The 21,887-nt window shown below is 44.5% G+C and carries 22 protein-coding genes; 7 read left to right on the forward strand and 15 right to left on the reverse strand.

All coding sequences use genetic code 11. The annotated features are described in order from the left end of the window. Positions 1-11 precede the first annotated feature (11 nt). The 6 genes from E7747_RS07930 (at position 12) to E7747_RS07955 (ending at position 6,087) form a co-directional block, all read left to right on the forward strand. Entirely contained in the window at positions 12-2,297 is a 2,286-nt protein-coding gene (locus E7747_RS07930) for a fibronectin type III domain-containing protein (protein ID WP_136415259.1), read from the forward strand. 246 nt (positions 2,298-2,543) lie between these two features. After that, positions 2,544-3,500, forward strand: a complete 957-nt coding sequence (locus E7747_RS07935) for an RnfABCDGE type electron transport complex subunit D (protein WP_136415261.1) — start codon at positions 2,544-2,546, stop codon at positions 3,498-3,500. Further along, entirely contained in the window at positions 3,497-4,075 is a 579-nt protein-coding gene (locus E7747_RS07940; protein WP_136415263.1) for an RnfABCDGE type electron transport complex subunit G, read from the forward strand. Before E7747_RS07935 ends, E7747_RS07940 begins: the two co-directional genes overlap by 4 nt. An 18-nt stretch (positions 4,076-4,093) precedes the next feature. Beyond that, positions 4,094-4,687: an RnfABCDGE type electron transport complex subunit E gene (locus E7747_RS07945; protein WP_123613366.1), complete on the forward strand. Its 594-nt coding sequence runs from the start codon at positions 4,094-4,096 to the stop codon at positions 4,685-4,687. 53 nt (positions 4,688-4,740) lie between these two features. Continuing rightward, positions 4,741-5,322 carry an electron transport complex protein RnfA gene (locus E7747_RS07950; RefSeq protein WP_123613365.1) on the forward strand — a complete coding sequence of 194 codons (582 nt, stop codon included), beginning with the start codon at positions 4,741-4,743 and terminating at the stop codon, positions 5,320-5,322. A gap of 186 nt (positions 5,323-5,508) precedes the next feature. Then, positions 5,509-6,087, forward strand: coding sequence for a sugar O-acetyltransferase (locus E7747_RS07955; protein WP_136415265.1), 579 nt, complete (start codon positions 5,509-5,511; stop codon positions 6,085-6,087). A gap of 114 nt (positions 6,088-6,201) precedes the next feature. Here the strand turns inward: E7747_RS07955 and nhaD are convergent, their stop codons facing one another. From nhaD to E7747_RS07985, 6 genes are all read right to left on the reverse strand, one after another. Further along, a complete protein-coding gene (gene nhaD / locus E7747_RS07960) occupies positions 6,202-7,503 on the reverse strand; it encodes a sodium:proton antiporter NhaD (protein ID WP_136415267.1) in 1,302 nt (433 codons plus the stop codon). A gap of 745 nt (positions 7,504-8,248) precedes the next feature. Continuing rightward, positions 8,249-8,911, reverse strand: a complete 663-nt coding sequence (locus E7747_RS16990) for a bacteriocin class II family protein (protein ID WP_228449110.1) — start codon at positions 8,909-8,911, stop codon at positions 8,249-8,251. Between the two features lie 41 nt (positions 8,912-8,952). Further along, a complete protein-coding gene (locus E7747_RS07970; protein WP_136415269.1) occupies positions 8,953-10,179 on the reverse strand; it encodes a transposase in 1,227 nt (408 codons plus the stop codon). 225 nt (positions 10,180-10,404) lie between these two features. Beyond that, on the reverse strand, positions 10,405-10,617 hold the full coding sequence (locus E7747_RS07975; protein WP_136415271.1) for a cysteine peptidase family C39 domain-containing protein: 213 nt from the start codon (positions 10,615-10,617) through the stop codon (positions 10,405-10,407). A 94-nt stretch (positions 10,618-10,711) separates the two neighbouring features. After that, on the reverse strand, positions 10,712-12,790 hold the full coding sequence (locus E7747_RS07980) for an outer membrane beta-barrel protein (RefSeq protein WP_136415273.1): 2,079 nt from the start codon (positions 12,788-12,790) through the stop codon (positions 10,712-10,714). Between the two features lie 2 nt (positions 12,791-12,792). Continuing rightward, positions 12,793-13,593 (reverse strand): SPASM domain-containing protein, encoded by an 801-nt coding sequence (locus E7747_RS07985; RefSeq protein ID WP_136415275.1) that lies wholly within the window; start codon positions 13,591-13,593, stop codon positions 12,793-12,795. Between the two features lie 59 nt (positions 13,594-13,652). Here E7747_RS07985 and E7747_RS07990 point away from each other — a divergent pair, with 59 nt between their 5' ends. Next, positions 13,653-14,882 (forward strand): IS4 family transposase, encoded by a 1,230-nt coding sequence (locus E7747_RS07990; RefSeq protein WP_136415277.1) that lies wholly within the window; start codon positions 13,653-13,655, stop codon positions 14,880-14,882. 69 nt (positions 14,883-14,951) lie between these two features. On the opposite strand, the gene E7747_RS07995 is transcribed toward E7747_RS07990, so the two are convergent. From E7747_RS07995 to E7747_RS08035, 9 genes are all read right to left on the reverse strand, one after another. Then, positions 14,952-15,566, reverse strand: coding sequence for a radical SAM protein (locus tag E7747_RS07995; protein WP_136415279.1), 615 nt, complete (start codon positions 15,564-15,566; stop codon positions 14,952-14,954). A gap of 340 nt (positions 15,567-15,906) precedes the next feature. Then, on the reverse strand, positions 15,907-16,275 hold the full coding sequence (locus E7747_RS08000) for a hypothetical protein (protein ID WP_123615190.1): 369 nt from the start codon (positions 16,273-16,275) through the stop codon (positions 15,907-15,909). Positions 16,276-16,417: 142 nt separating this feature from the next. After that, positions 16,418-16,909, reverse strand: coding sequence for a hypothetical protein (locus E7747_RS08005; RefSeq protein ID WP_136415281.1), 492 nt, complete (start codon positions 16,907-16,909; stop codon positions 16,418-16,420). A gap of 152 nt (positions 16,910-17,061) precedes the next feature. Continuing rightward, positions 17,062-17,631: a hypothetical protein gene (locus E7747_RS08010; protein ID WP_136415283.1), complete on the reverse strand. Its 570-nt coding sequence runs from the start codon at positions 17,629-17,631 to the stop codon at positions 17,062-17,064. A 149-nt stretch (positions 17,632-17,780) separates the two neighbouring features. Continuing rightward, positions 17,781-18,380: a hypothetical protein gene (locus E7747_RS08015; RefSeq protein WP_136415285.1), complete on the reverse strand. Its 600-nt coding sequence runs from the start codon at positions 18,378-18,380 to the stop codon at positions 17,781-17,783. Between the two features lie 77 nt (positions 18,381-18,457). Beyond that, complete coding sequence (locus E7747_RS08020; protein ID WP_136415287.1) at positions 18,458-18,859, reverse strand: hypothetical protein; 402 nt, start codon at positions 18,857-18,859, stop codon at positions 18,458-18,460. Between the two features lie 338 nt (positions 18,860-19,197). Next, on the reverse strand, positions 19,198-19,971 hold the full coding sequence (locus E7747_RS08025) for a tRNA threonylcarbamoyladenosine dehydratase (protein ID WP_136415289.1): 774 nt from the start codon (positions 19,969-19,971) through the stop codon (positions 19,198-19,200). 33 nt (positions 19,972-20,004) lie between these two features. Continuing rightward, positions 20,005-20,376, reverse strand: a complete 372-nt coding sequence (locus E7747_RS08030; protein ID WP_136415291.1) for a hypothetical protein — start codon at positions 20,374-20,376, stop codon at positions 20,005-20,007. Between the two features lie 351 nt (positions 20,377-20,727). Further along, a complete protein-coding gene (locus E7747_RS08035; protein WP_123615185.1) occupies positions 20,728-21,882 on the reverse strand; it encodes a sodium ion-translocating decarboxylase subunit beta in 1,155 nt (384 codons plus the stop codon). Positions 21,883-21,887 lie beyond the last annotated feature (5 nt).

Raw genomic sequence — 21,887 nt, forward strand, 5'->3', positions numbered from 1 at the left:
CCGAAAACGCAATGAAAAAATTCATATATGCTATTGCATGTATCCTCGCACTTGGAATTACATCCTGTAGCGATGATGATACCAATTTCAGCCCGGCAGACCTTGATCGCATGCCAAGAACTATGTTTCGCAGCGAAAACACCACTAATGTCAAGCCTGAAAACGATGATTATGCCTCAAAGGTCAAACCTTTGACACGCAACACCGTTCAGCTTCATTGGTATGGTATCGAAGGTGCGGCAGGCTACGAAATCCGCTATGCCGAAAATCTTAATACCGGTCTTATTGAAGACTGGAGTGATCCCACAAAAATTGTCGAGTCGTTCATTGTAGGGCCTGAAGTGACCCATGTGGACATACCTAATCTCAATTATGGTACTGACTACCGTTTCATAATTCGTACACTTTCACCAAAGGGAGAAGGGCATCACTCTGAATGGTATGGTCTCGGTGGCGGTCGTGAATGGGAGGATTTTCTTGGAATTAAGACTGATGACCGCTACACAACTCCCGGTATCTGCGGTCAAAAGAACAAAGGCTACAATGAGGTGACACTGACTTTCCAGCTTCCGTTCGTGGAAAGTGACTATTCAAAGTCTGACCTTACAGAAACTCTTGAAGACGGTACTCCTAACCCGGACTTTATCAAAACACGCTTTGACGTTGATAATAATGGCAATTTCGTTGCTACAACTATTGTCTGCAAACCAGCGCCCTTCAATCCGACTGCCAAGATGCCTGACGGCTTTGTCAACGGCATCCGTGCTCTTACCGATGAAGAAAAAGCGGCCGGTGAAGTTCATATCACAGGTCTTGACGAAAATTCAGGCTACTATATCACACTGCGCAACGACGCACGCATGTTCACTTATACAAACATGTCGGGCGAAGTTGTAAGCACTGATATTGATGCTGAATACAATCAGGTGTTTGTCCGTACCAAGGGTGATCCCGGTGAGCCTATAATCATCGAGCCTATAGTCGATCCGAACGACACTATTCCCGGTGCTGTGGAATATAATGCAACACGCATTGATACCATCATAACCAACTTTGTCAACTCTAACGAAATCGCCGAAGGCCAGGTTTACTATCTCCGTGGTGGTCATAATTACTACACAACAGGCAATCCTCTAGTACAGAAAGGTTTCACTCTGGCCACACATCCCGATGACCTCGCTCAGGGCAAACGTGCGGTTGTGTTCCTCGGCGGTATTTCGCTCAAGGGTGATGCTCCTGTCACCGGCAACTGGGTGCTCGGTAAGAACAAAGAAGCTGGCGACGTTGACGCTCCGATTGAAATTGGCGACGTTATCTTCGAAGGTATTGACTTCCAGTGCCCTCTTGCGCGTAACTTCGGTGAAGGAGGTGCGACAGGCAACTATTTTGCCAATATGTACTCAGGTGGTCTGGCTGTATCGTTTGAATCATTCCAGCTTAAGAACTGTACGTTCCAAGGCTTTATCCGTGGTTTCATACGTGTACAGGGCCCTCGCTACAAAGTGTTCAAGAAGATGGTTATCGAAGACTGTCTCTTCTATAATCAGGGTTATTACGACAATAACGGTCGTGGTTACTCATGGTTTGCAGGTGACGGTAACAATGCTAAGTCGAATCTTTACAATGACTTCCAGATGCGTCGTTGTACATTCTATGACTCGCCGCGTCATGCTCTCCTTTCTGACAACAACAAAGACCTCCTTTGGGGGGATGACATCCACTTCAATATCGCGATTGAAAACTGTACGTTCATCAACTTCTCTACTCGTTCTGGCAGCCGTTATCTTTTTGAATTCCGCTTCATGCCCAATGACTCTAAGATTACGTTCAAGAATAACCTTATCGTTCTTGCCGCCGATTCCAAGGATTCACGTGATCTCAACATGTCGGCCTGCGACTTCCGAAATATTGCTGGAGAAGCCCGCGTGACATGGGATTTCAAGGACAACTACTCGCTCGGTAGCCGCGACGCACATATGAAGGATGATGGAATCTTCTCTTCAGCTGCTTTCTCAGCAAAGAAGAACTCTGTAGGCGATAAGTGGGACTGGGCTCCGGGTCTTGTTTCAGGCGATGTCAATGACCTCGTTGTCAAGACCGGTGCAACTCCGCTCCGCGCCGATGAGTTCTTCACCGCTCCCAATCCACGCTATGTTGATTTCAACAAGGCTACTCCCAATAAGCTTGACCACGCAGCGCCCGAAAATATCTTCGAGGCTCTCAAGGTCAAGAATGATGTAAAGGTAACCTCTCATGAAATCTATCAAAAGCGAATCGGTGACCCGCGCTGGTATTAATCAGAATAGATCTCTAAAGAAGTCCGCTTGACTTTGCAGATTTCGTCATAATGGCCGCAGGCCTGCTTTGTTTAGAAGCAGGTCTGCGGCGCTTTTTGTTGATCTCCATCATTGATATGTGTCAGGATGTATATGGTAAAGTATATTGATTTTCATGAATGATTTCGATTACATACTTAAGGATTATGAATTATTAAAATATTTTTCTTAATTTTGCACCGACTAATACCAATTTCAAAACTTATAATGAGCCAGCTTATCACCATTTCACCATCGCCCCATGCGCAGACTCCTGTCACGGTGACGAAGCTGATGACCCATGTCATCATTGCTTTGCTTCCCGCTGTAGCACTTGCGCTCTATTGCTTCGGCATCGGCGCGGCAATCGTAATAGTTACAGCCATTGCCGGATGTGTAGTCACCGAATATCTGATTTCGCGTTTCATGCTCGGTCAGCGTCCGAGCATCGGAAATATGTCAGCCGTACTGACAGGTCTGCTTCTCGCGCTCAACCTCCCGTCAAATCTTCCCGTGTGGACAGTCCTCATCGGCTGTGTCATCGCCATTGGCATCGGCAAGATGACATTCGGAGGTCTCGGTTGCAACATCTTCAACCCCGCGCTTGTCGGCCGTGTATTCCTCCTGCTTTCATTCCCAGTGCAGATGACCACATGGCCCCTCCCGATGGAAAACCGCATGAACTATCTCGATGCCACCACCGGCGCGACAACCCTCGGTCAGCTCAAGATGGACCAGATAACAGGCGCTGATGTCGACCTGCTGAATCAGGCGCTCGGATTCACCGGCGGCTCGATGGGTGAGATCGGAGCCATAGCCCTGCTGATAGGCTTTGTTTATCTGCTTTGCACACGTGTCATCACATGGCACATCCCTGTCGCCATACTCGCTACAGTCGCCCTCTTTTCGCTCTGCATCGGCGCTAACGTCGGTGTCCAGCTCCTTACGGGCGGACTCATGCTCGGCGCAATCTTCATGGCCACCGATTATGTGACCTCGCCGATGAGCCACGCAGGCATGATAATCTACGGAGTCATGATCGGCATCATCACCGTTGTCATCCGCCAGTGGGGCGCATATCCCGAAGGTGTATCTTTCGCCATCCTGATAATGAACGGTGTGACACCGCTCATCAACCGCTATGTCAAACCACGTAAGTTCGGAGAAAGGAAGGTTGCAGCATGAAATCATCACTCGTAAACATGGTGCTCTCGCTGGGCATCATCACAGTAGTCGCCGCCGCTGCTCTTGCCGGAGTCTACACAGCTACCAAAGAACCTATCGCACAGGCCAAGGCTGAAAAGCAGAAATCAGCCATAGGGCAGGTGCTCCCCGAAATACATTTCAACAACAATCCTGCCGACGAGGCTGCCGAAGTGACAGTCGATGGTGAGACCGTCACCGTATTCCCCGCACGTCAGGACGGAGAACTCGTCGGAATGGCCGTCGAAAGCCACGATGCCAACGGCTTCTCGGGTCTCACCACGGTAATGTATGGTTTTGACCCTTCGGGCAACATCACAGGCTTTGCGGTGATGCAGCATGCCGAAACTCCCGGACTCGGATCGAAGATGGACGAATGGTTCAGCAATCCGGCCCATACGGTCATCGGCCTCAATGCCAACAGCGCAAATCTCACAGTGAGCAAGGACGGCGGCGATGTCGATGCCATCACGGCCGCCACAATCTCATCGCGAGCTTTTCTCCGGGCTCTCACACTAGCCAATCAGGCATCACAACAATTCGCCTCACGCCAATAATCCCCACCACATCAAGCCATGAATGATAAACTAAGAATACTTTTCAACGGTATTATCGCCGAAAACCCGACATTCGTCCTGATGCTGGGTATGTGTCCCACTCTCGGCACAACCGGCAGCGCCATAAACGGAATGAGTATGGGACTCGCCACAATGGCCGTGCTCATATGCTCTAATGTGGTGATATCTCTTATCAAGAACTTCGTGCCGTCAAAGGTGCGTATCCCCGCCTATATCGTGGTCATCGCAGCCTTCGTGTCGGTTCTCCAGCTTGTGATGGAAGCCTATGTGCCGTCGCTCTACGCCACACTCGGTATCTTTATCCCCCTTATCGTGGTCAACTGTATCGTGCTCGGCCGTGCAGAAGCCTTCGCCTCGCGCCACAGCGTGTTCGACAGCTGTCTTGACGGTATAGGCATCGGTCTCGGATTCACAATCGCCCTCACCCTTCTCGGCGCAGTGCGCGAGTTTCTGGGAACAGGCAAGATTTTTGATCTCACCATCTATCCCGAACAGTTCGGCTCACTCGTGTTCGTGCTCGCCCCGGGCGCATTCATCGCCCTCGGCCTGCTCATCGCCCTTTTCACCAAGCTTCGTGCGAAGTCATGCTGAGCCCCACCGCCACACTTCATCCTTAATCCTTAAGACTTAATACTTCATTACAGATGCTCGAATATATTTCCATCATCATAACGGCGATATTTGTCAACAACATCGTCTTTGCCCAGTTCCTCGGAATCTGTCCATTCATCGGAGTGTCGCGCAAACTCTCAAGCGCAGTCGGCATGGGTGCGGCCGTGACATTTGTCATGCTTCTCGCCACTGTCATCACATGGCTTCTTCAGGATCTTGTCCTCACGCCTTTCGGCCTTGGGTTCATGCAGACAATTGTCTTCATTCTAGTCATCGCCGCATTGGTACAGATGCTTGAGATTGTGCTCAAGAAGATAGCTCCGGTGCTCTATAGTGCCCTCGGCGTGTTCCTGCCGCTCATCACTACAAACTGTGCCGTCCTCGGTGTAGCAATCACAGTTGTCCAGAAAGGTATGAATCTCGGCGAAAGCGTTGTCTATGCCTTTGCAACTGCGGTCGGCTTCACAATGGCTATCGCTATTTTTGCCGGTATCCGCGAGCAGCTTGCCATGACAAACGTGCCTAAGTCAATGCGCGGTGTGCCTATCGCCATGATTTGCGCAGGTCTTCTTGCAATGGCCTTCATGGGCTTCTCAGGCATCAAAATCGGCTAAAATGACTTGAAACAGACAGTCGGACGGACTGTCGCATAAAATAACGCAGAGCCATTCGACATGTTCTTCGGACAATCGGATGGCTCTGCGTCTGTTAGAATAGCTTATATTATCGCGATTCCGGCCTGTAGGTCGCGCATCCTGACTTAGAATGATAAATAACCCATTTCAAAAACGAGATTATTGATGGACTCTGAAAAAGACAAAATGCTCCGTGGCGAAATCTACGATGCCAACTGTGATCCACAGCTGATCGAGGAGCGCATGAAATGCAAACTTCTATGCCGTAAGTACAACGACCTGATGCCTGACAGACTTGAGGAACGCAAGTCGCTACTGAAGACACTCCTTGGCCGTGTGGGCGAGAACTACTATATCGAACAGCCGTTTTATTGCGATTATGGCTACAATATCTCTGTCGGCGATAATTTCTATTCCAACGTCAATCTCGTCATTCTCGATGGCGCTAAAGTGACGTTTGGCGACAATGTCTTCATTGCTCCGGACTGCGGTTTCCATACAGCCGGACATCCTCTTGATGTCAGGCGCCGCAACATGGGGCTTGAATACGCCCGTCCGATTACGGTCGGAAACAACGTATGGATAGGGGCTGGTGTGCATGTCCTTCCGGGAGTGACAATCGGCGACAACTGTGTCATCGGTGCAGGCAGTGTGGTCAACCGCGATATTCCTGCCAACTCATTGGCTGTCGGCAATCCTTGCCGGGTGATCCGTTCACTCGAAGGAATCAATGCTGCCGACTGACTCTGACGGCAACAAAAAATCATAAAAAGCAAACCCCACCATGCCTGACAGAAAAGCGGGCATGGTGGGGTTGGGTGTTCTATTTACTTTTTGTTCTATTCGATATGTGTGTTATCAGTGGATAAACAGTGTCTCGACGGCATAGGTGGCGATACCGGCTATATAGCCGATAAAAGCAATCCATGTGAATTTTTTAAGATACCATCCGAAGCTGATTTTTTCAAGGCCCATTACGACGACACCGGCTGCAGAACCGATGATAAGCATTGAGCCTCCGACACCGGCACAGTAGGCGAGAAGCTGCCAGAAAAGACCGTCGACACCATAGTCGCCGGAGGGAGCGATTGCATACATGTCCATACAGCCTGCGACGAGGGGCACATTGTCGACGATGCTCGAAACCACGCCGATCACGCCTGTCACGAGGTAATGGTTGCCGTGTGAGGCTTCGTTAAGCCAGATGCCGAACGAGTTCAGCACTCCTGTTTCCTGAAGCGTGGCCACGGCCATAAGGATACCGAGGAAGAAGAGTATGGTTGCCATGTCGATTCGCGCGAGGAGCGACGTGACCTTGAGGTTAGAGTTATCGCAGAACAGTGCGTTGCGGTTGCAGCGATATTCACTGACAAGCCAGAGGATGCCGAGCGCGAGAAGTATGCCCATGAAAGGAGCGAGACCTGTCAGCATTCTGAAAATAGGCACGAAGATGAGACCGCCTACGCCAAGGCAAAGGATGAGAGTGCGGTCGCCCGGAGTCTGGCCGGCCGGGAGTGACTCTTCCGTATGGTTGACAGCCGGGAGCGAGCCTTTGAGATAGTATTGGGCTGCAAATCCTGATACGAGCACTGCGATGAGCGAGGGTAGGAACAGTTCGGTGATGACTCCGCCTGTGGTGATCATGCCGCGTATCCAGAGCATGATGGTCGTGACGTCGCCTATTGGCGAGAACGCGCCGCCGGCATTGGCTGCTATGATAATCATGCCTCCGTAGATCATGCGGTCGTTATGGTCGTCGACGAGCTTGCGTAGCACCATGACCATGACTATCGAGGTTGTGAGATTGTCGAGTATTGCCGAAAGGACAAATGCCATGAACGTGATGCGCCAGAGCAGTTTGCGTTTGCTTGTGGTGGCAAGTGCGTCCTTTACGAAGAAAAATCCTCCGTTTGCATCCACAATCTCCACGATTGTCATTGCGCCCATCAGGAAGAACAGGATTTCACAAGTGTCGCCGAGGTGTTCGAGAAGTTGCGCTGATGTGTCGGCGCCGTGTTCGGGCGCATAACCGCAGGCGTAGAGAGTCCAGCAGACAACGCACATGAGAAGTGCGGGAACAGCTTTGTTGATTTTAAGCACGCTTTCAAGAGCGATGCACAGATAACCGAGAATAAAAAACGTGACGATAGCAGTTGTCATTTTCCTAAAAATTTAAACAGATTTCATGGTTTTAATTAGAGTTGATTTAATGATACCGAAGACAGCTCACGCCATATCAGCGACCTCCTTGTAAGAAAGTCCAATTTGACGCAAAGGTCGTAATTATCCATCGTAATGCAAAATTTACAATAATGAAATATTTCTTTAATTAGCTTATCTGCAAATCGGTAGAGAACTTTGCTTTAATCATGACAGTCAGGCGAGGCCACGTCTCATTCGTGTCCCGCCTTGACCGCTAAAATTTAGAACGATGGATATATAGAGGTTAGATTTTGATTTGTCGACTGATGAGCGTATTATTCTTCTTCTCGATGTTCCGCTGCTTATGTCACAAAAACGGACTAAGGAGGGTGTGTTTACCGCCGAACTGTCCGATGATATGCCGGATGATTGACCTGACTCAACCTGACATCCGGTTGCCGGACAGCCTCAAAAAAGCTGTTTATGGAATAAGGATAGAGTTAAGACATAAGTGAATTTTATGCCTTAACTCTAAAGTGGTGTTTAAGAATCGAGCCTGTCGTTATTGTTGGATTTATTTGAATTAATTGAACGACATGCGCGATATGTCCCGATTGACCCTATGATAATAAGAAGGAATATAAAAACTACTGATGTCCATTCTGAATTAATTATCAAAGTGTAGACAGGATATACTAAAAGGATGATTGAAACAATAAGTATTCCGATATAGTTTGATTTGCTCATATATATTGATTTATGTTTAGCAGAATTCAGCAATTCCAACCAATGCACCGCTCCATCCACCAACAGCACCACCGCTAACAGTTCCGACAACAGGAAGAGTGACTGTTCCAACGCCAGCACCTGCAAGAAATCCGAGGCCAGCTGAACCGGCAGTACCTGCTATACATTTTACAGCTGAAAGAATTGAATCTCCAATACCTCTTGATACTGGTTGGTTTTGGAGTTCTACAGCATATTGCATACCTAATATTGCGATATCTATTGATTCAATAAGACTATCATATTCTGTAACAGTAAGAGATTCTTTGTGATTATCCACTACTGAAATAAGTTTGCTACGGATAGACTCATAGTTATCACTGCTATTAAAATCAAGGGATTGATATCCTGCGACTACTGAGTAAACAGCATCTAAAATTGGAGCTGCACTGGTGCTTCTTGATTGTATAGTATTGTCCTCAAGAGTTTCAGCTTTTTCAATTGCTTGTTCGATTGAAGAATAGTTGAGGCTTTGGAAATATGTAAATAACTTCTGCCCATCAGTTTCTTCATCGTATGATTCGACTGTTGTGTTGTTGTCGAGTGGAGATTCATTGCTACAGCTATGAGTGATTAGCATAGTCGCTAGTACCATTACAATACTTGAGATCCCCATGATTACATTTTTTAGATCTTTCATTTTACAATGATTCGGTAAAATTTGAGGTTGTTCAGCCTAGGCTAAGCCGCTAACTGAGCCAACCGATGATTTATTTTCTGAATTATTTTGAGATGCGGAGATTTTCCGCAAGTCGAAATAATTGTTGAGGCGAGATAAGATTCAAACATAAGCCGTTTGAACTGTGCTAACGAAAGATCCGGATAATCCTTCCTTATGACCTCCTTGCAGACATTGAGTGCAGTGAAGGAAAGATTGAATGCGAAGTCAAGCCGGTCTTTGTCGCGTGTCTGTTGCGACTGGAGTCCTGTAAACTGTTTGGCATCGCGTATGCCGAACTCAATCTGAAAGCGGGTGCGGTAGAAACCGATGATCTTTTCAGGCCTCATGTCGGTATCGGTAGAGAAGTAAAGAAGAGGCTCTGCGTTTTCAACCGGACAGACCACGATACGGATGTCGCGTCTCAATGCCCTCGAATGTACGACCGCCGTGTGACATCGGTTTTTGTTTCCTTTGGAATCCTCATATATGAATGAAGTGAACACGGACATGTCAAGGTTGGAGAAATCCACTTTCTCTCCATACTTTTTCTTTCTGCCGCGTCTTCGCGGGGCGGAGGAATCCGGTATGGCCAGATACCTCAGATATGAGTTGGCACGTAATCTCCCGACAAATCGAAATCCCATGCCAATCACTTCATTTACAAACTCATATTTGGAGAAAAAGGCATCGGCAACCAGAATATCCGTCAGTGAGAGCAGCTCTGTCGCCTTTGACCTGACAAGTGCCACATACCAGTCAAGCATTGACATTTGTTTCTCGGATTCAAGAGTCCTGAAGTTCGGTGACTGGACAGCACCGAGCATCACGCATGTATGTTTACTCAGACTTATTGCCCCGATCGCCATTATCTCCAGACCGCGTTTGACACGTTGTGCCACCCCAGACCAGAAACGGCCTATGCCATACGTCAGTCTGCCTGCTTTTGAAATGAACGACGGATCGATTGCCACTGCCATGTCATCGGCCGGCCCAAAACAATCCTGCGCCATACCTATGTTGACTTTCATCCAGTCTACGGATGTCTTGAAATTGGAGGCAAAGGTCTTGGCTGTACGACCGCCATAGCGCGACAGCCGGGTAAAATTGACTTTGCCCGGAATCAACGCTACAGTGCGTATTGTTAAAATCAGCCAGTTGAGGAACCTTTTGCTCATCTTGGTTGTAGTATTTTCAAATACCGACTTACACCGAAAGGTGAAGTCTTTGAGAATCGCCAATACGTTCATGGTATAAGTGTTTTATAATGAACGCTTTGGCGATTCATTTGTATTTGACAATTCGACATATTAACTTAAGTTTCAACTACTTCGGTAATTTTTACCGAATCATTGTAAAATCAATAGTTCGGTAAAATTTGCATATTCAATTGGATATCAATAAGATACAACAACAATTCAATATCAATGCAAACTATTGTGTATCAGTGCGATACAGCTATGCCTGCTCAAAAATTACCGAACTGTTGTTGGCTGACTTTTGAATCCTAAAAAAGTTGCTGCCTTACAAATGCCGAGTAAGGAAATACCTTCTGTTGTGGCATGACAGAAAGTTGATATAAATCCATTAGAATAGTGCTGTCCATAGTAAGTACAAATCATTTGCAGACATGCAATACCACATTGCATTGAATCTTCTTGCTTGATGAATGGAAATCGGCTGGCCATAATATGAATATAATGATTTATACGCGTTATCAAATTTATGATATAATATGTTAAAAAATCATCTATAATATTGGATAGTATGGGATTCCCTAAATTACCTTCCGTTTACTGTGGAATGATTTACATTGGCATCTGCATTTACAAGTTTACTTGTTCCTCGTTTCTGCCGACCCCATTGAAGATTGTAACTGACAGATATATATGGCATACGCATATTGAGTCGCATGTGTTGCTCGTTAGTATTCCATTTGCTTAATGATTTGGAACCTTGATCATATTTTCCGAACGGCATTATTACGCCTGCTCCGAATTCCCAATCTTTCCAATTATAGGATAAATCTATTATGGAGATGTCTTCGCCCCATGAGATTTTTTCACCCCACAAGTCTCGCTGTGCCCTTTTGTACTGTACTCCTAAGGTAAAGCCCCAGTGAGAGAGCAGCGCATTTATATCTCCGCTCCAACAATGATTATAGAGCTTGTAATTATTGCCCTTCATACGTTCCGCAGTATATTGCAATGTCCCGGATACAGTCATCCATGTCGGAATAACTTCAATCTGCGGAGCTATCCAGAAACTTATGTTGTCTAATCCTTTGCTGTTTTCGTAAGAAGTTATAAGCCTATCATTGTTCCAGTAAAGATAAGGCGTGATTGCATTTGGGCTTGAAAAGGCTCTGGCACCAAACGAACCTGAAACATGGGGTAGGTTGTAACTGTATCTTAATGAAAGCATGTATGATGATGAGGTTTGCAAATCGGGATTTCCGATTCTCCATTGGAAGCCATCAAGTTGTTGCGGTGCAATATTGGTAGCGGCAAGAGAGGGAGCCGATTGCCATGATGTGAAACTGAGACGGAACTGATGATTTAGGTTAGGTGAATAAGTTAAGGTAGCTTGTGGTCGGAGATTCCAGGAATGATTGCCTTGATTGGTTTCTTTGAAAAGGAACGAGGTATATTGCACACCAAGTCCTCCTGTTAAAGAAACTTTGTTAATACGGTGAAAATATTCGGTAAAGAAATATGCCTTGTCTTGATGTTGATGGAATATTTCCCCGTCAAGATTCTTGTATGTTGAGCGATTGCGGTTTGCTGTGTAAGACGCTCCGGCGGTAAAGCGCGAGTTTCTCCATTGCTTTATATAGTTTGTCTCAACGCCATACGCCTGATTCCAATCTTTTATATAAGTATGGACATCATTTATAAGTTGCGACGAACCTGATGTTTTCTCAACATAATCAGAATATGAGTGTCCGGAATATAATGACGCGCTGAAATCTACAACCAAAGTCTGTCTGTTTGAAAAATGTTGCTCAAGATAGGCAGAAAACGAGGGTGTTGTGCCTGTATTTCCATGAGAATCCGTGAGATTAATATCGTTTTCGCCATTACTGAGGCTCAACAATCCATTATATAGCCATTTATCAGTAAAACTGCGGTTGGCCTGAAGAGCCACATAAAACACAGTTGTGTCCGGCTTAATGTAGTTATAAGACATCCACGTTGCGCCTTGACTGTTGTCAAGTTCTCCACCTAACGGTGTTTCCGTTCTTGTCAATGATTCCCCATTGGGATAAGTAAATGTTTCCTTATATTCGCGGTATGCTTTCATGTCATCGGTCAGTTTGAAATATCCACCGACACTCCATTGCGACCTACCAACATTGAACTTTGCATCCGTCCGGTTATATCCCCATTTTTCATTGATCGCCTGTTTTCCCTCCAACATTAAAGAACCGCCGAGGGTAGGATTGATAACGATAAAGTTGAGCACATAGTTAGCTCCGTTATAACGCAGTCCCGGATTATCGATCCATTCAACACGCTTTATCGTTTCCGGCAGAAGTGCTTTAATTTGCTCGATGGTCGTAACCCTGCCGTTGATTCTTACCTGCACCGACTGTCCTGCAGCGCTTATTGAACCCAAGGCATCGTTTACTATAAGAGTAGGTATCATCAGATTGCGGAGTAATTGCATGCCATTTTTTGAGTTGTCAACCGCGCTTTTCGAAGGATGGTAAACTTCCATATCAGATTTTCGGATGACTTTTGGTGCTTGCACAACAATTTCATCCAACGATGTAGACACAATAGTGTCTGAGATCTGAGCAAATGACATCAAACCACAGATGTTGCATAATATGAAGATGTAAAGGCGGAATAATTTCATAATTAAGATTTTGTGATTTTGTTATAGTAGGCTTCAAGGCAATTATTAAGGAGGTCTGGTGCTTTTTGCATACACTGACATAGATTATATTTGCCTCCATGAAATAAATTACGTTCTCCATACCATGCACATTTCCCATTACATATAGGTAGAAAGAAACAATCTCTACATTCTTTATCATTATACCACGCACATGCGGTATGATAACGATAAAAAATTTGTGGGTTTTTAATTTTTGGATCGTTAATATACCCTACAATCTTTGTTTCATCTGATACATCATTCCAACATTTATATATTTCCCCATATGGACCAATGATAAAAGAATTGACACACATAGCGCAGCATGTTTTAGCCTTATGGAGGGTAGGATATATACTGCCGTTCAAATCCCCATTAGAAAAAAGATTGAAAAGAAGCTCTGCTGTCTCCCATCGGCTAAAGGATGGCTCTACGAGATTTGTTTTAGAATCATTTTCTAATCTAATAATACCCGGGTAAACAATTATATTTGAACTACCAACTTCTGTTTCTATAAATTTTTTAACTATAAAGAAGTCGTCTAAGTTCGTTTTATCAATATTTACACGTATGTGGATTTTAGTTGTAGTAAGTTCTCTAACAATATTTTTTATGTTAGATACAATAATATCGAACGTCGGCTTTAGCGATTTTTTTAGTGACCGCAGGTGATTATGTCTTTCTTTTTGACCATCTAAAGTGATTTGAATTATATCTAATGGATACTTTTTTATTGCTGTCCGATAAAACTTTTTGAGGCAAAACAAAATTAGGACTGGCACCTATTGCAGGAGTCAGTCCTTTTAGTTTAGTTTGTGTTGGTCAAAACATATTCTAAACTATGCCCAAAAGTAGTCATTTTAGCGGACAGCCGCTCTATGGTCAGGTAATAAAACTGCTTGACAAGTCGAAAATTCTTCAGTTTAGCCGCGAATACGGAGGAGAGAGATATACCAAACGGTTTAACTGCTGGATTCATCTGGTGGTAATGCTCTATGCGGTGATAATGCGATTCGACTCATTGCGTGAGATAACAGCCAGTTTGCTTGCCGAGACGCGTAAACTGTCTCATATAGGTATTACATTCAAAATCGGGCGCAGCACACTCGCGGATGCCAACAAGAGGCGCCCCGAAGCTATATTTGAGGCTATATATCGCGATTTATATGCCACTTACCGCCACGTTCTTTCCTCGGACAGCCACAGCCGCAAGACTCCAAAATGGATGAAACGGCTGCAGATTATCGACTCCACGACTATTACTCTGTTCTCCAACCTGCTGTTCAAGGGAGTCGGACGCCATCCAAAGACCGGAAAAAAGAAAGGCGGAATCAAGGTTCATACCGTCATACATGCCAACGAAGGTGTGCCGTCGGATATAAAGTTCACATCAGCGGCTACAAACGACTCATTCATGCTCAAGCCAACAACATTGAGTAAAGGCGACATAATGGCAATGGACCGCGCATACATCGATTATGAGAAGTTCCAGCAACTGACGGAGCGTGGCGTAACATACGTCACCAAGATGAAGAAGAACCTGAAATACAGCATATTGTCGGACACTATGTATCAGACTCCTGACGGACTGATGGAGGTCAGGATACAGCAAGTGGAGTTTGTAAAGCAGGTTAAAGGCGGAGAGGTCATTCGACATAAATCACGCATAATCACTTATGTGGATGTCAAGAAGCGTAAACTGATATCGCTGCTGACCAACGATATGGAGTCCGACCCGGAGGAAATCATCGCGATATACCGACAGAGATGGGTAATTGAGCTGCTGTTCAAGCAGATGAAACAAAACTTTCCACTTAAATACTTCTATGGCGAGAGCGCCAATGCCATCAAGATCCAGATCTGGATCACACTAATCGCCAATCTACTGCTGATGGTGATGCAGAAGGGGCTGAAACGCCAGTGGAGCTTCTCCGGGCTGGCAACAATGGTCAGAATTACCCTGATGTACTACGTTGACTTCAACAGCCTGTTTAACAACCCGGAAAAAGAGTGGGAAATCATCCTTTCCGAGGCCTCCGGAGCGCCTCCCGAACCGACACTGTTTGACTGAGGGGGCTTGTAAAGTAAAAAAGAAGACTCGAACACCGTAAAATCAGCGTTCGAGCCATACTTTATTGCGCTATTTGAGTTTTATCGGACAGCAATAATACTTTTTAAATAATGATATTGCCTCCTCATTAAAAAGATATCCATTAGTTATTATGGAATGTTTTTGAATTTTTACATCTTTTTCGATATTCAGTCGGTCTAATATTGAATTTATAACTGAAAGAGACATAAGGGGTTCTCCTCCATCCCATTTGAGATCAATATTAGATTTACCTTCATTGTCTCGAATAAAACTAATTAATTTCTCGACAACAGAGGGTGTCATATACCGTGCTCTCTTATCTGTCTCAAAGCAATAAGGACAAGCGAAATTACAATTTAGGCTCGGTACCAACACTAAATTCAATTTAGATTTATTGTGTTGAACAGCTTGAGTGATGAATTGGCTTTCATGTATGAAATCTTCATCAGACGTTACACTTCCAATAAATCCCTGAGATGTAAGAATATTCGAAGATTCTTCATCTAAAATAGCCAGATTTAGAGGAGTTTTACTTTGAGAAACATCTTTCAGATGGTTGAATACATGAGGAGTAAGTTCAATAAAGGAGTTTGTTCTGGAAGAATATCCTAAATTGACTCCCGTTGAACTAGTGAAGAAATAGCAATATCGAGATAATACCATAGTCTTTCAGGATTGATTTATTGTTATGCGGAGATTTCAAAATCTCCGCATAACAATAAAAATAGAGATTAGTTACTCTTTATCGGTTTTTCGGGTTTCTCGGGCTTTTCGGGCTGAGTGGTATTGCTGTTGCCAATCCAGCAATCACAAGTACATTCCTGTGCGGTGTCATTGACCTGGTTGCTTACACCGCCCTTTACATTTACATCATCCTATTCTGAGAGGAGTTCACTGGGCTTAATGATACGAGTTTCCATATTGGAAAAAATTTTAATAAGTGTCTACTCTATTCGCTTTTCGACTTCTGCGCTCCTATCCGGAGAGGATTTGCTTTGAGCAACTATAGTTGAATATATCCTTGAGCAATCCAAGTCTCTCCGATAATCTCTATTTTATAGAGACCGGGAATTGAAATTTGGAATGAGGTATTTATCTCGGAGTCATATTCGATGATGTTATTGTTTAGGTAGAGGAAAACTTCTCCGGTAGCATCTCCATCATATAAAATATTAATGGAATTACTTTCTGCATTGTACCATGCCTCTATATTATCCATGCGCATAGGAGCGCGATGCCTTCCTGATGTTTCGGTGTATTGAGAATATTCCAATACAATTCCTTTAGAAGAGGTGTCTTCATTTGACCCTTGTGCTATAGCATGTAGTGCAAATGTCATAATTACAAGAATGAGGGTAAAAATCTTTTTCATGTCTATATGTGTTTTGATTGATTTTGATGTTGTAAAATTACAATGGCAAACATTCATGCTCCAAAACAAAACTTTCATATTAGAAAGATTTTTATTTGAGTAATGCGCAGTAAATTAAGAAAATATAAAATTGAGAAATTGATTATTTTGGAACATTATTATTTAAACTTTCAGAAGTGCTGTCTTCTGAAAGTTTTTGGAGGAATTTTCTGAGGTTTGTAGTCTTTGGCCGCATCCCTATTTTCTGTCGGATTGACCAACTAAGGTTATATTGGCTCTTAAATCTGGTTATAAGTTCATATTCTTTTCCAGATAGTCCACAAAACATTGCGCACATATAGCGAAGCTCTTGTGCCGAGAACGTATTTGCCTCTATGAACTTTCTTAAAAATGGATTATTATTTGCGATAGCATCAAGTATTCTTTCCCATTTAATATCTGCGATATTAAATGGATCTTTTTTTGAATCAGACTCAACTTCGTTTTGCATTAATGATGCGTTTAGAACTTTTTGATGGATATCCTTTAGCTCTTCTGAGTTGATTGAATTGTCTGTAATGGCATACAACAATTTGGAGAGAACTTTCAATGTTAGCCCCCTCTTTGATAGGATTGAGACGCTTTGTCGAGTCATTTTTTATTACAAAAATAGCATATAAATCATTCATTTAGAAAATAAAAGTTTCATATGCTGTTTTTGTAATCCAATGATAACTAAATAAATATGCTAAATAAAAGTGCTGATTTTTGGGCGAAATTTGTCATGCTTTCATTTGTTGGAATATGTCATAAATTTTTTAGAAGTTTACGCACGTAAATTCCAATGTTTGTCTCGTGCTTGTCTATGCCGAGTTTTTTGCGTATGCCACTGCTGATGTTTACATGGCTACGTTTCTTCATGTAGTTACCGACTTCCTTTCCTCGTAAGCCAATTGCGTAAAGACAAACATAGTTGATTTCGCTGACGGTCAGGTCATGCTCCTCGAAATACTGGATAAATCGTGGATGGGAGGCCTGAAATGCCAGACGGTTACTGTTCATAAACTCCTCGGTATTGTCAGTGAGTTCTTTGATCCATGACTCGTAAGGCTTTTCGTATTGGTCATTATCGGTTATATAACCTGCCATTAGGGCATTCAGCATTTCGATGCGCACTTTTATGGCCTGTTGAACTTCAGAAGGCAGTTCCTCCTGTGAGTCTATCAGTTCTTTCAGACTCGCGCTCTCATTTTCGAGAGTCTCGACGCGGTGAGCCAGATTTTCAGCCTCCAATGCTTTTTTATCCCTTTCCAGCTGAAGATTTTTATTTTCGAGAGACAGTTTCTCTCGTTCAGATTTCAGCCTTTCATTTTCCAATTCGGTGATTTTAGATTGTTGGATAGCTTTATCCTTTTCAGCTTTGAGACTCTCATTTTCAAGTTCAGTCGTCTTTGCTCGTTCAAGAGCTAACTTTTTTTGAGCCTTATTGCTGTAGAAAAGTAAGTATAAGATAATAATCACTAATATTAGAAATATAATCCGCCGATACTTCTCCAAATAATTTTGGCATTTTCCCGTGCATAATGTTGGGCTTTGAGTTCGATTTGATGTTTTTCTTCGATAGATTTTACCTGTTTTTCAAATTTCTGTAAATTTATTGAATCTTGTTTATGACAGAATCGTTTGTATTTATCCAAAGCATCTTTGTAACACCCAGTACCTTCAAGTGCAGGAATAGATATAGATAAATATCTAATAGTGTCATAGGGTTGCCCACTTGTTATAACGTAATCAAGTGCGCTGTTGGCTTTTTCGTAATTTCCTGTTTGGGTATAAGCAAGAGCAAGATTGAGAATATCATTTTGAGAACTTATATTTTCTTCTTGTATGTGAATTAGATCCCTTATTTCATCTTCAGATCCAAATTTTAAAGCGTAGGATAATTGTTGTCTTTGAATTCTATGTCTCTGGGTTAGATTCAGCATATTGAATTTAGTTAGTAAGTTCAATATGCTATCACATTGATGCTGATTCTCTAAAAGAATAGACCCATTTAGTGCGTTGAGAAGACAATCTAATTCAGAATCTTTAAGAGATAGGCCATTGTATATATCTGCCGCTTTCAAATATAGTTTTATATAATTGTCAAACTCGTAAAATTCATAATATAATCCACCTTGAGCAACTAAAAGTCTTGCGATTGTTAAATTGTTAAAGAATCCTCACTTTCATTAGCGATGTGAATTCCTTTAGCGAATGAATTCAACGCATTGTCACGATCTCTCTTATTTAGAAAGATGACTCCTTGATAGTAATATGTCCTGAGTTTTTCATCAGGAGTTCCCTTTTTGAGATAATAGTCTATGGCCGGTTGGAGGACGTCAAAAGCTGTGGTGTCGATATAGTTCTTATCGAGAGCCATAGACATGAGGAGGGCATATCGGGCCTGTTCTTTTTTTGAACCAAGCTCCGATTTTTCAATTTCATTAAGAATGATCAAAGCTGAATCAGGATGAGCCTCCATTAGGTATTCTGCACGGTCAAGAGCCTCCTTCTGCTTGTGATTAGAGCAGGAAGCAGTGCAACAAGCTAACAATAGTAGCATAAGGAGATGACGTATTGATCTCATGATATCAGTGAAGTTACTATGCGACGAATTTGTTGAATCAGGATTGGTGATTGACAAATATAGCATTAATTATTGATATAAAAAAGTCAATCAAATCATTTAAGAGAGTAGCGGCATAGGGGGATTGCCGCACAGGTCTTATTAAAACTGATATGGAAAAATGGGGTCAAGAATGGGCGGGAAGCCTCTCGCTGCGCCTTCTATTCTTTAATTGGAGAATGGGGTCGTGTCGGATAAAGGCGCTGCACTTTTCAAAAGTGTAGCAGAAAATTCATTGATAATATATCCCCGCCTGACATGATCTAATCTTTCTGTCAGGGCTTCATTATGTCGCGTATTGCGAGTGAGGCGAGGGTGATTCCGAAAATTGCGGTTATGTGCATCATCGCTCCGTTGGTTGCGACTTTATTATAGGTCATGGCTCCCGAACGGTCGGCCATTTCCTTTGCGTCGGGATGATTGGCAACAAGCTCGTCGGAGTAGACGCATTTGAATTTATTAGCCGGAAAAAGTCCGCTTTTTTTGAATTTCCGTCGTAGAGCGGCCGCGAGCGGACATCCCTTGACTTTCCAGAACTCAGCCACGGCTATGCGTGAGGGGTCGGTCTTCAGTGCCGCACCCATTGACGAGTAGAAGTGCAGCCTGCGGTCGCTCCCTGCCGTCTCTGCCATAGCTTTCGTTGCGTTGAGGATAAGCCGGGCCTTGTCTGAGAGAGAGTCTATGGCATCAATGACCACGTCGTAGTCCGTCAGGACATAATTGTCCTGCGTGGCTTCATTGTAGAAATCATGTATCGCCACGATTCGGGCATCGGGATTTATTTCAAGCAGCCTCTGTTTCATGGCCTCCACCTTGACTTCCCCGACGGTTTTTGTGGTAGCAGGAAGCTGGCGGTTTATGTTTGACATGGCAATGCGGTCGGCGTCAACGAGCGTCAGATTTGCGAAACCGCTTCTGACAAGAGTTTCTGCCGCCCAGCTGCCGACGCCTCCAATGCCGAATATGATAACCCTTGTCTGGCCAAACGATTCAAGATTCCGGCGGCCTGTGAGCAGGGCGGTACGGTTAAAGATTTCTTCGCGGTTCACTGATGGTGATAGTAAATGATTAGCAGATGTGGGTCATCTCGATTCGCTGGCGGTGTCGCGCTTTTTTGCAAGCGACATTTTGAGGCGCGACCATACGGATGGCTCATCCATGCGCCGGTGGACGTTGACATCTGAATTGTGTTTGTTGAGGAAGATCATGGAGTTGCGCAACACTATGGCCAGACATGTCTCGAATTCGAGAATCTCATGAATGTGGCGCAGAGGGATAGCTGCAAACGGTGATCGCGGATCGACGCTGCCTATATAAAGGTCGTTTTCGTCAATAACGATTCCATGATTTTCAAGCGCATGGGTGAAGAGAAGTCCGAGATTGAGTTCATCGGGCGAGGCAGGGGGACGCTTATACAGCTTATAGATTTTGTCGATGACTTGTTTTGTTACCATATCGTCTAAATATTCGTTAGCTTATGCCCTTAGTGGCAGGCAATCGGATTGTAGGGCGTTCACTGTGAGGTAGGAAAAAGTCTGTGATGAATTTTAGCTGCGCAAGTGAATGTCTGCACCTTTAAAACAACGATTTCGTGCCTTGTGTTTATGGAACGAGTGTTAAAATTGAGAATTTATGGTATCTGATAATCGAATTCTTCCGGCTTTCAGTCGGTAAAGATTCTATTGATGTGGATATTGAGGGCTGTTACTATTGTCGGTTATTAAAAAGCGCAGGAGCATAATTAATTCCGGAAGTAATTAAAATTATGCCCCTGCGCGGGTGACGAAGTTAATCGTAAGCTTACATCATGCGAGGAATCCGAGAAGGACACCGGCGGCCACGGCCGAACCGATCACACCTGCTACATTCGGGCCCATAGCGTGCATGAGCAGGTAGTTGCTGGGATCGTATTCAAGACCGAGGTTATTGGAAATGCGGGCAGACATCGGGACGGCCGAAACGCCGGCATTGCCGATAAGCGGATTGATCTTCTTTGATTTCGGCAGGAAGAGGTTGAAGAGCTTCACGAAGAGAACACCGCTGGCCGATGCGATCACGAAGGCCATGAAACCGAGAAGGAAGATGCGGATGGTCTCGGAGGTGAGGAACTCGGAAGCCTGTGTCGATGCGCCGACTGTCATGCCGAGGAGGATGGTGACAATGTCGGTGAGGGCATTGCTTGCGGTCTTGGCAAGACGGTTGGTCACGCCGCACTCACGCAGCAGGTTGCCGAAGAAGAGCATGCCGAGCAGTGGCAGACCTGACGGAACGACGAAGCAGGTGAGAATCATACCGACGATCGGGAAGATGATTTTCTCGTTCTGCGACACGGCGCGGGCGGGCTTCATCTTGATGATTCGCTCGTTTTTGGTGGTGAGCAGACGCATCAGCGGTGGCTGGATCACAGGCACGAGAGCCATGTAAGAGTAAGCCGATACGGCAATCGCACCCATGAGGTTAGGCGCGAGTTTCGACGAAAGGAAGATAGCCGTAGGGCCGTCGGCACCGCCGATGATAGCAATCGCACCGGCCTGATCGGGAGCGAAGCCGAGCAGCAGGGCCACCATGTATGCTCCGAAGATACCGAACTGGGCGGCGGCACCGATGAGCATGAGTTTCGGGTTTGCGATAAGAGCTGAGAAGTCGGTCATAGCTCCGATTCCGAGGAAAATCAGCGGGGGATACCATCCGGCGCTTACACCATTGTAAAGAATATTGAGCACCGAGCCCTCTTCATAGATACCGATTTCAAGACCGGCGGTGGTGTTGAAGGGGACGTTGCCGATAAGTATACCGAAGCCGATGGGCACAAGGAGCATCGGTTCGAAATTCTTCTTAATAGCGAGCCAGATGAAGAACAAGCCGACCAGCAGCATCACCAGATGCTGCCATGTGGCGTTGTAAAAACCTGTCAGATGCCAGAACTCCTGAAGGTTTTGAAGTAAGAATTCGCTAAACATAATGT

The organism is Duncaniella dubosii, from assembly GCF_004803915.1.
GTDB lineage: Bacteria > Bacteroidota > Bacteroidia > Bacteroidales > Muribaculaceae > Duncaniella > Duncaniella dubosii.

What these genes read in the sequence shown, in the direction of transcription:
- E7747_RS08030 (WP_136415291.1), bottom strand. Translation starts at nt 20,376, where the DNA reads ATGGTAACAAAACAAGTCATCGACAAAATCTATAAGCTGTATAAGCGT.
- E7747_RS08005 (WP_136415281.1), bottom strand. Translation starts at nt 16,909, where the DNA reads ATGACTCGACAAAGCGTCTCAATCCTATCAAAGAGGGGGCTAACATTG.
- E7747_RS07930 (WP_136415259.1), top strand. Translation starts at nt 12, where the DNA reads ATGAAAAAATTCATATATGCTATTGCATGTATCCTCGCACTTGGAATT.
- E7747_RS08000 (WP_123615190.1), bottom strand. Translation starts at nt 16,275, where the DNA reads ATGAAAAAGATTTTTACCCTCATTCTTGTAATTATGACATTTGCACTA.
- nhaD (WP_136415267.1), bottom strand. Translation starts at nt 7,503, where the DNA reads ATGACAACTGCTATCGTCACGTTTTTTATTCTCGGTTATCTGTGCATC.
- E7747_RS07940 (WP_136415263.1), top strand. Translation starts at nt 3,497, where the DNA reads ATGAAATCATCACTCGTAAACATGGTGCTCTCGCTGGGCATCATCACA.
- E7747_RS08035 (WP_123615185.1), bottom strand. Translation starts at nt 21,882, where the DNA reads ATGTTTAGCGAATTCTTACTTCAAAACCTTCAGGAGTTCTGGCATCTG.
- E7747_RS07935 (WP_136415261.1), top strand. Translation starts at nt 2,544, where the DNA reads ATGAGCCAGCTTATCACCATTTCACCATCGCCCCATGCGCAGACTCCT.
- E7747_RS07995 (WP_136415279.1), bottom strand. Translation starts at nt 15,566, where the DNA reads ATGGTATTATCTCGATATTGCTATTTCTTCACTAGTTCAACGGGAGTC.
- E7747_RS08020 (WP_136415287.1), bottom strand. Translation starts at nt 18,859, where the DNA reads ATGCTACTATTGTTAGCTTGTTGCACTGCTTCCTGCTCTAATCACAAG.
- E7747_RS07970 (WP_136415269.1), bottom strand. Translation starts at nt 10,179, where the DNA reads ATGAACGTATTGGCGATTCTCAAAGACTTCACCTTTCGGTGTAAGTCG.
- E7747_RS07975 (WP_136415271.1), bottom strand. Translation starts at nt 10,617, where the DNA reads ATGGCCAGCCGATTTCCATTCATCAAGCAAGAAGATTCAATGCAATGT.
- E7747_RS16990 (WP_228449110.1), bottom strand. Translation starts at nt 8,911, where the DNA reads ATGAAAGATCTAAAAAATGTAATCATGGGGATCTCAAGTATTGTAATG.
- E7747_RS07955 (WP_136415265.1), top strand. Translation starts at nt 5,509, where the DNA reads ATGGACTCTGAAAAAGACAAAATGCTCCGTGGCGAAATCTACGATGCC.
- E7747_RS07980 (WP_136415273.1), bottom strand. Translation starts at nt 12,790, where the DNA reads ATGAAATTATTCCGCCTTTACATCTTCATATTATGCAACATCTGTGGT.
- E7747_RS07990 (WP_136415277.1), top strand. Translation starts at nt 13,653, where the DNA reads ATGCCCAAAAGTAGTCATTTTAGCGGACAGCCGCTCTATGGTCAGGTA.
- E7747_RS07950 (WP_123613365.1), top strand. Translation starts at nt 4,741, where the DNA reads ATGCTCGAATATATTTCCATCATCATAACGGCGATATTTGTCAACAAC.
- E7747_RS07945 (WP_123613366.1), top strand. Translation starts at nt 4,094, where the DNA reads ATGAATGATAAACTAAGAATACTTTTCAACGGTATTATCGCCGAAAAC.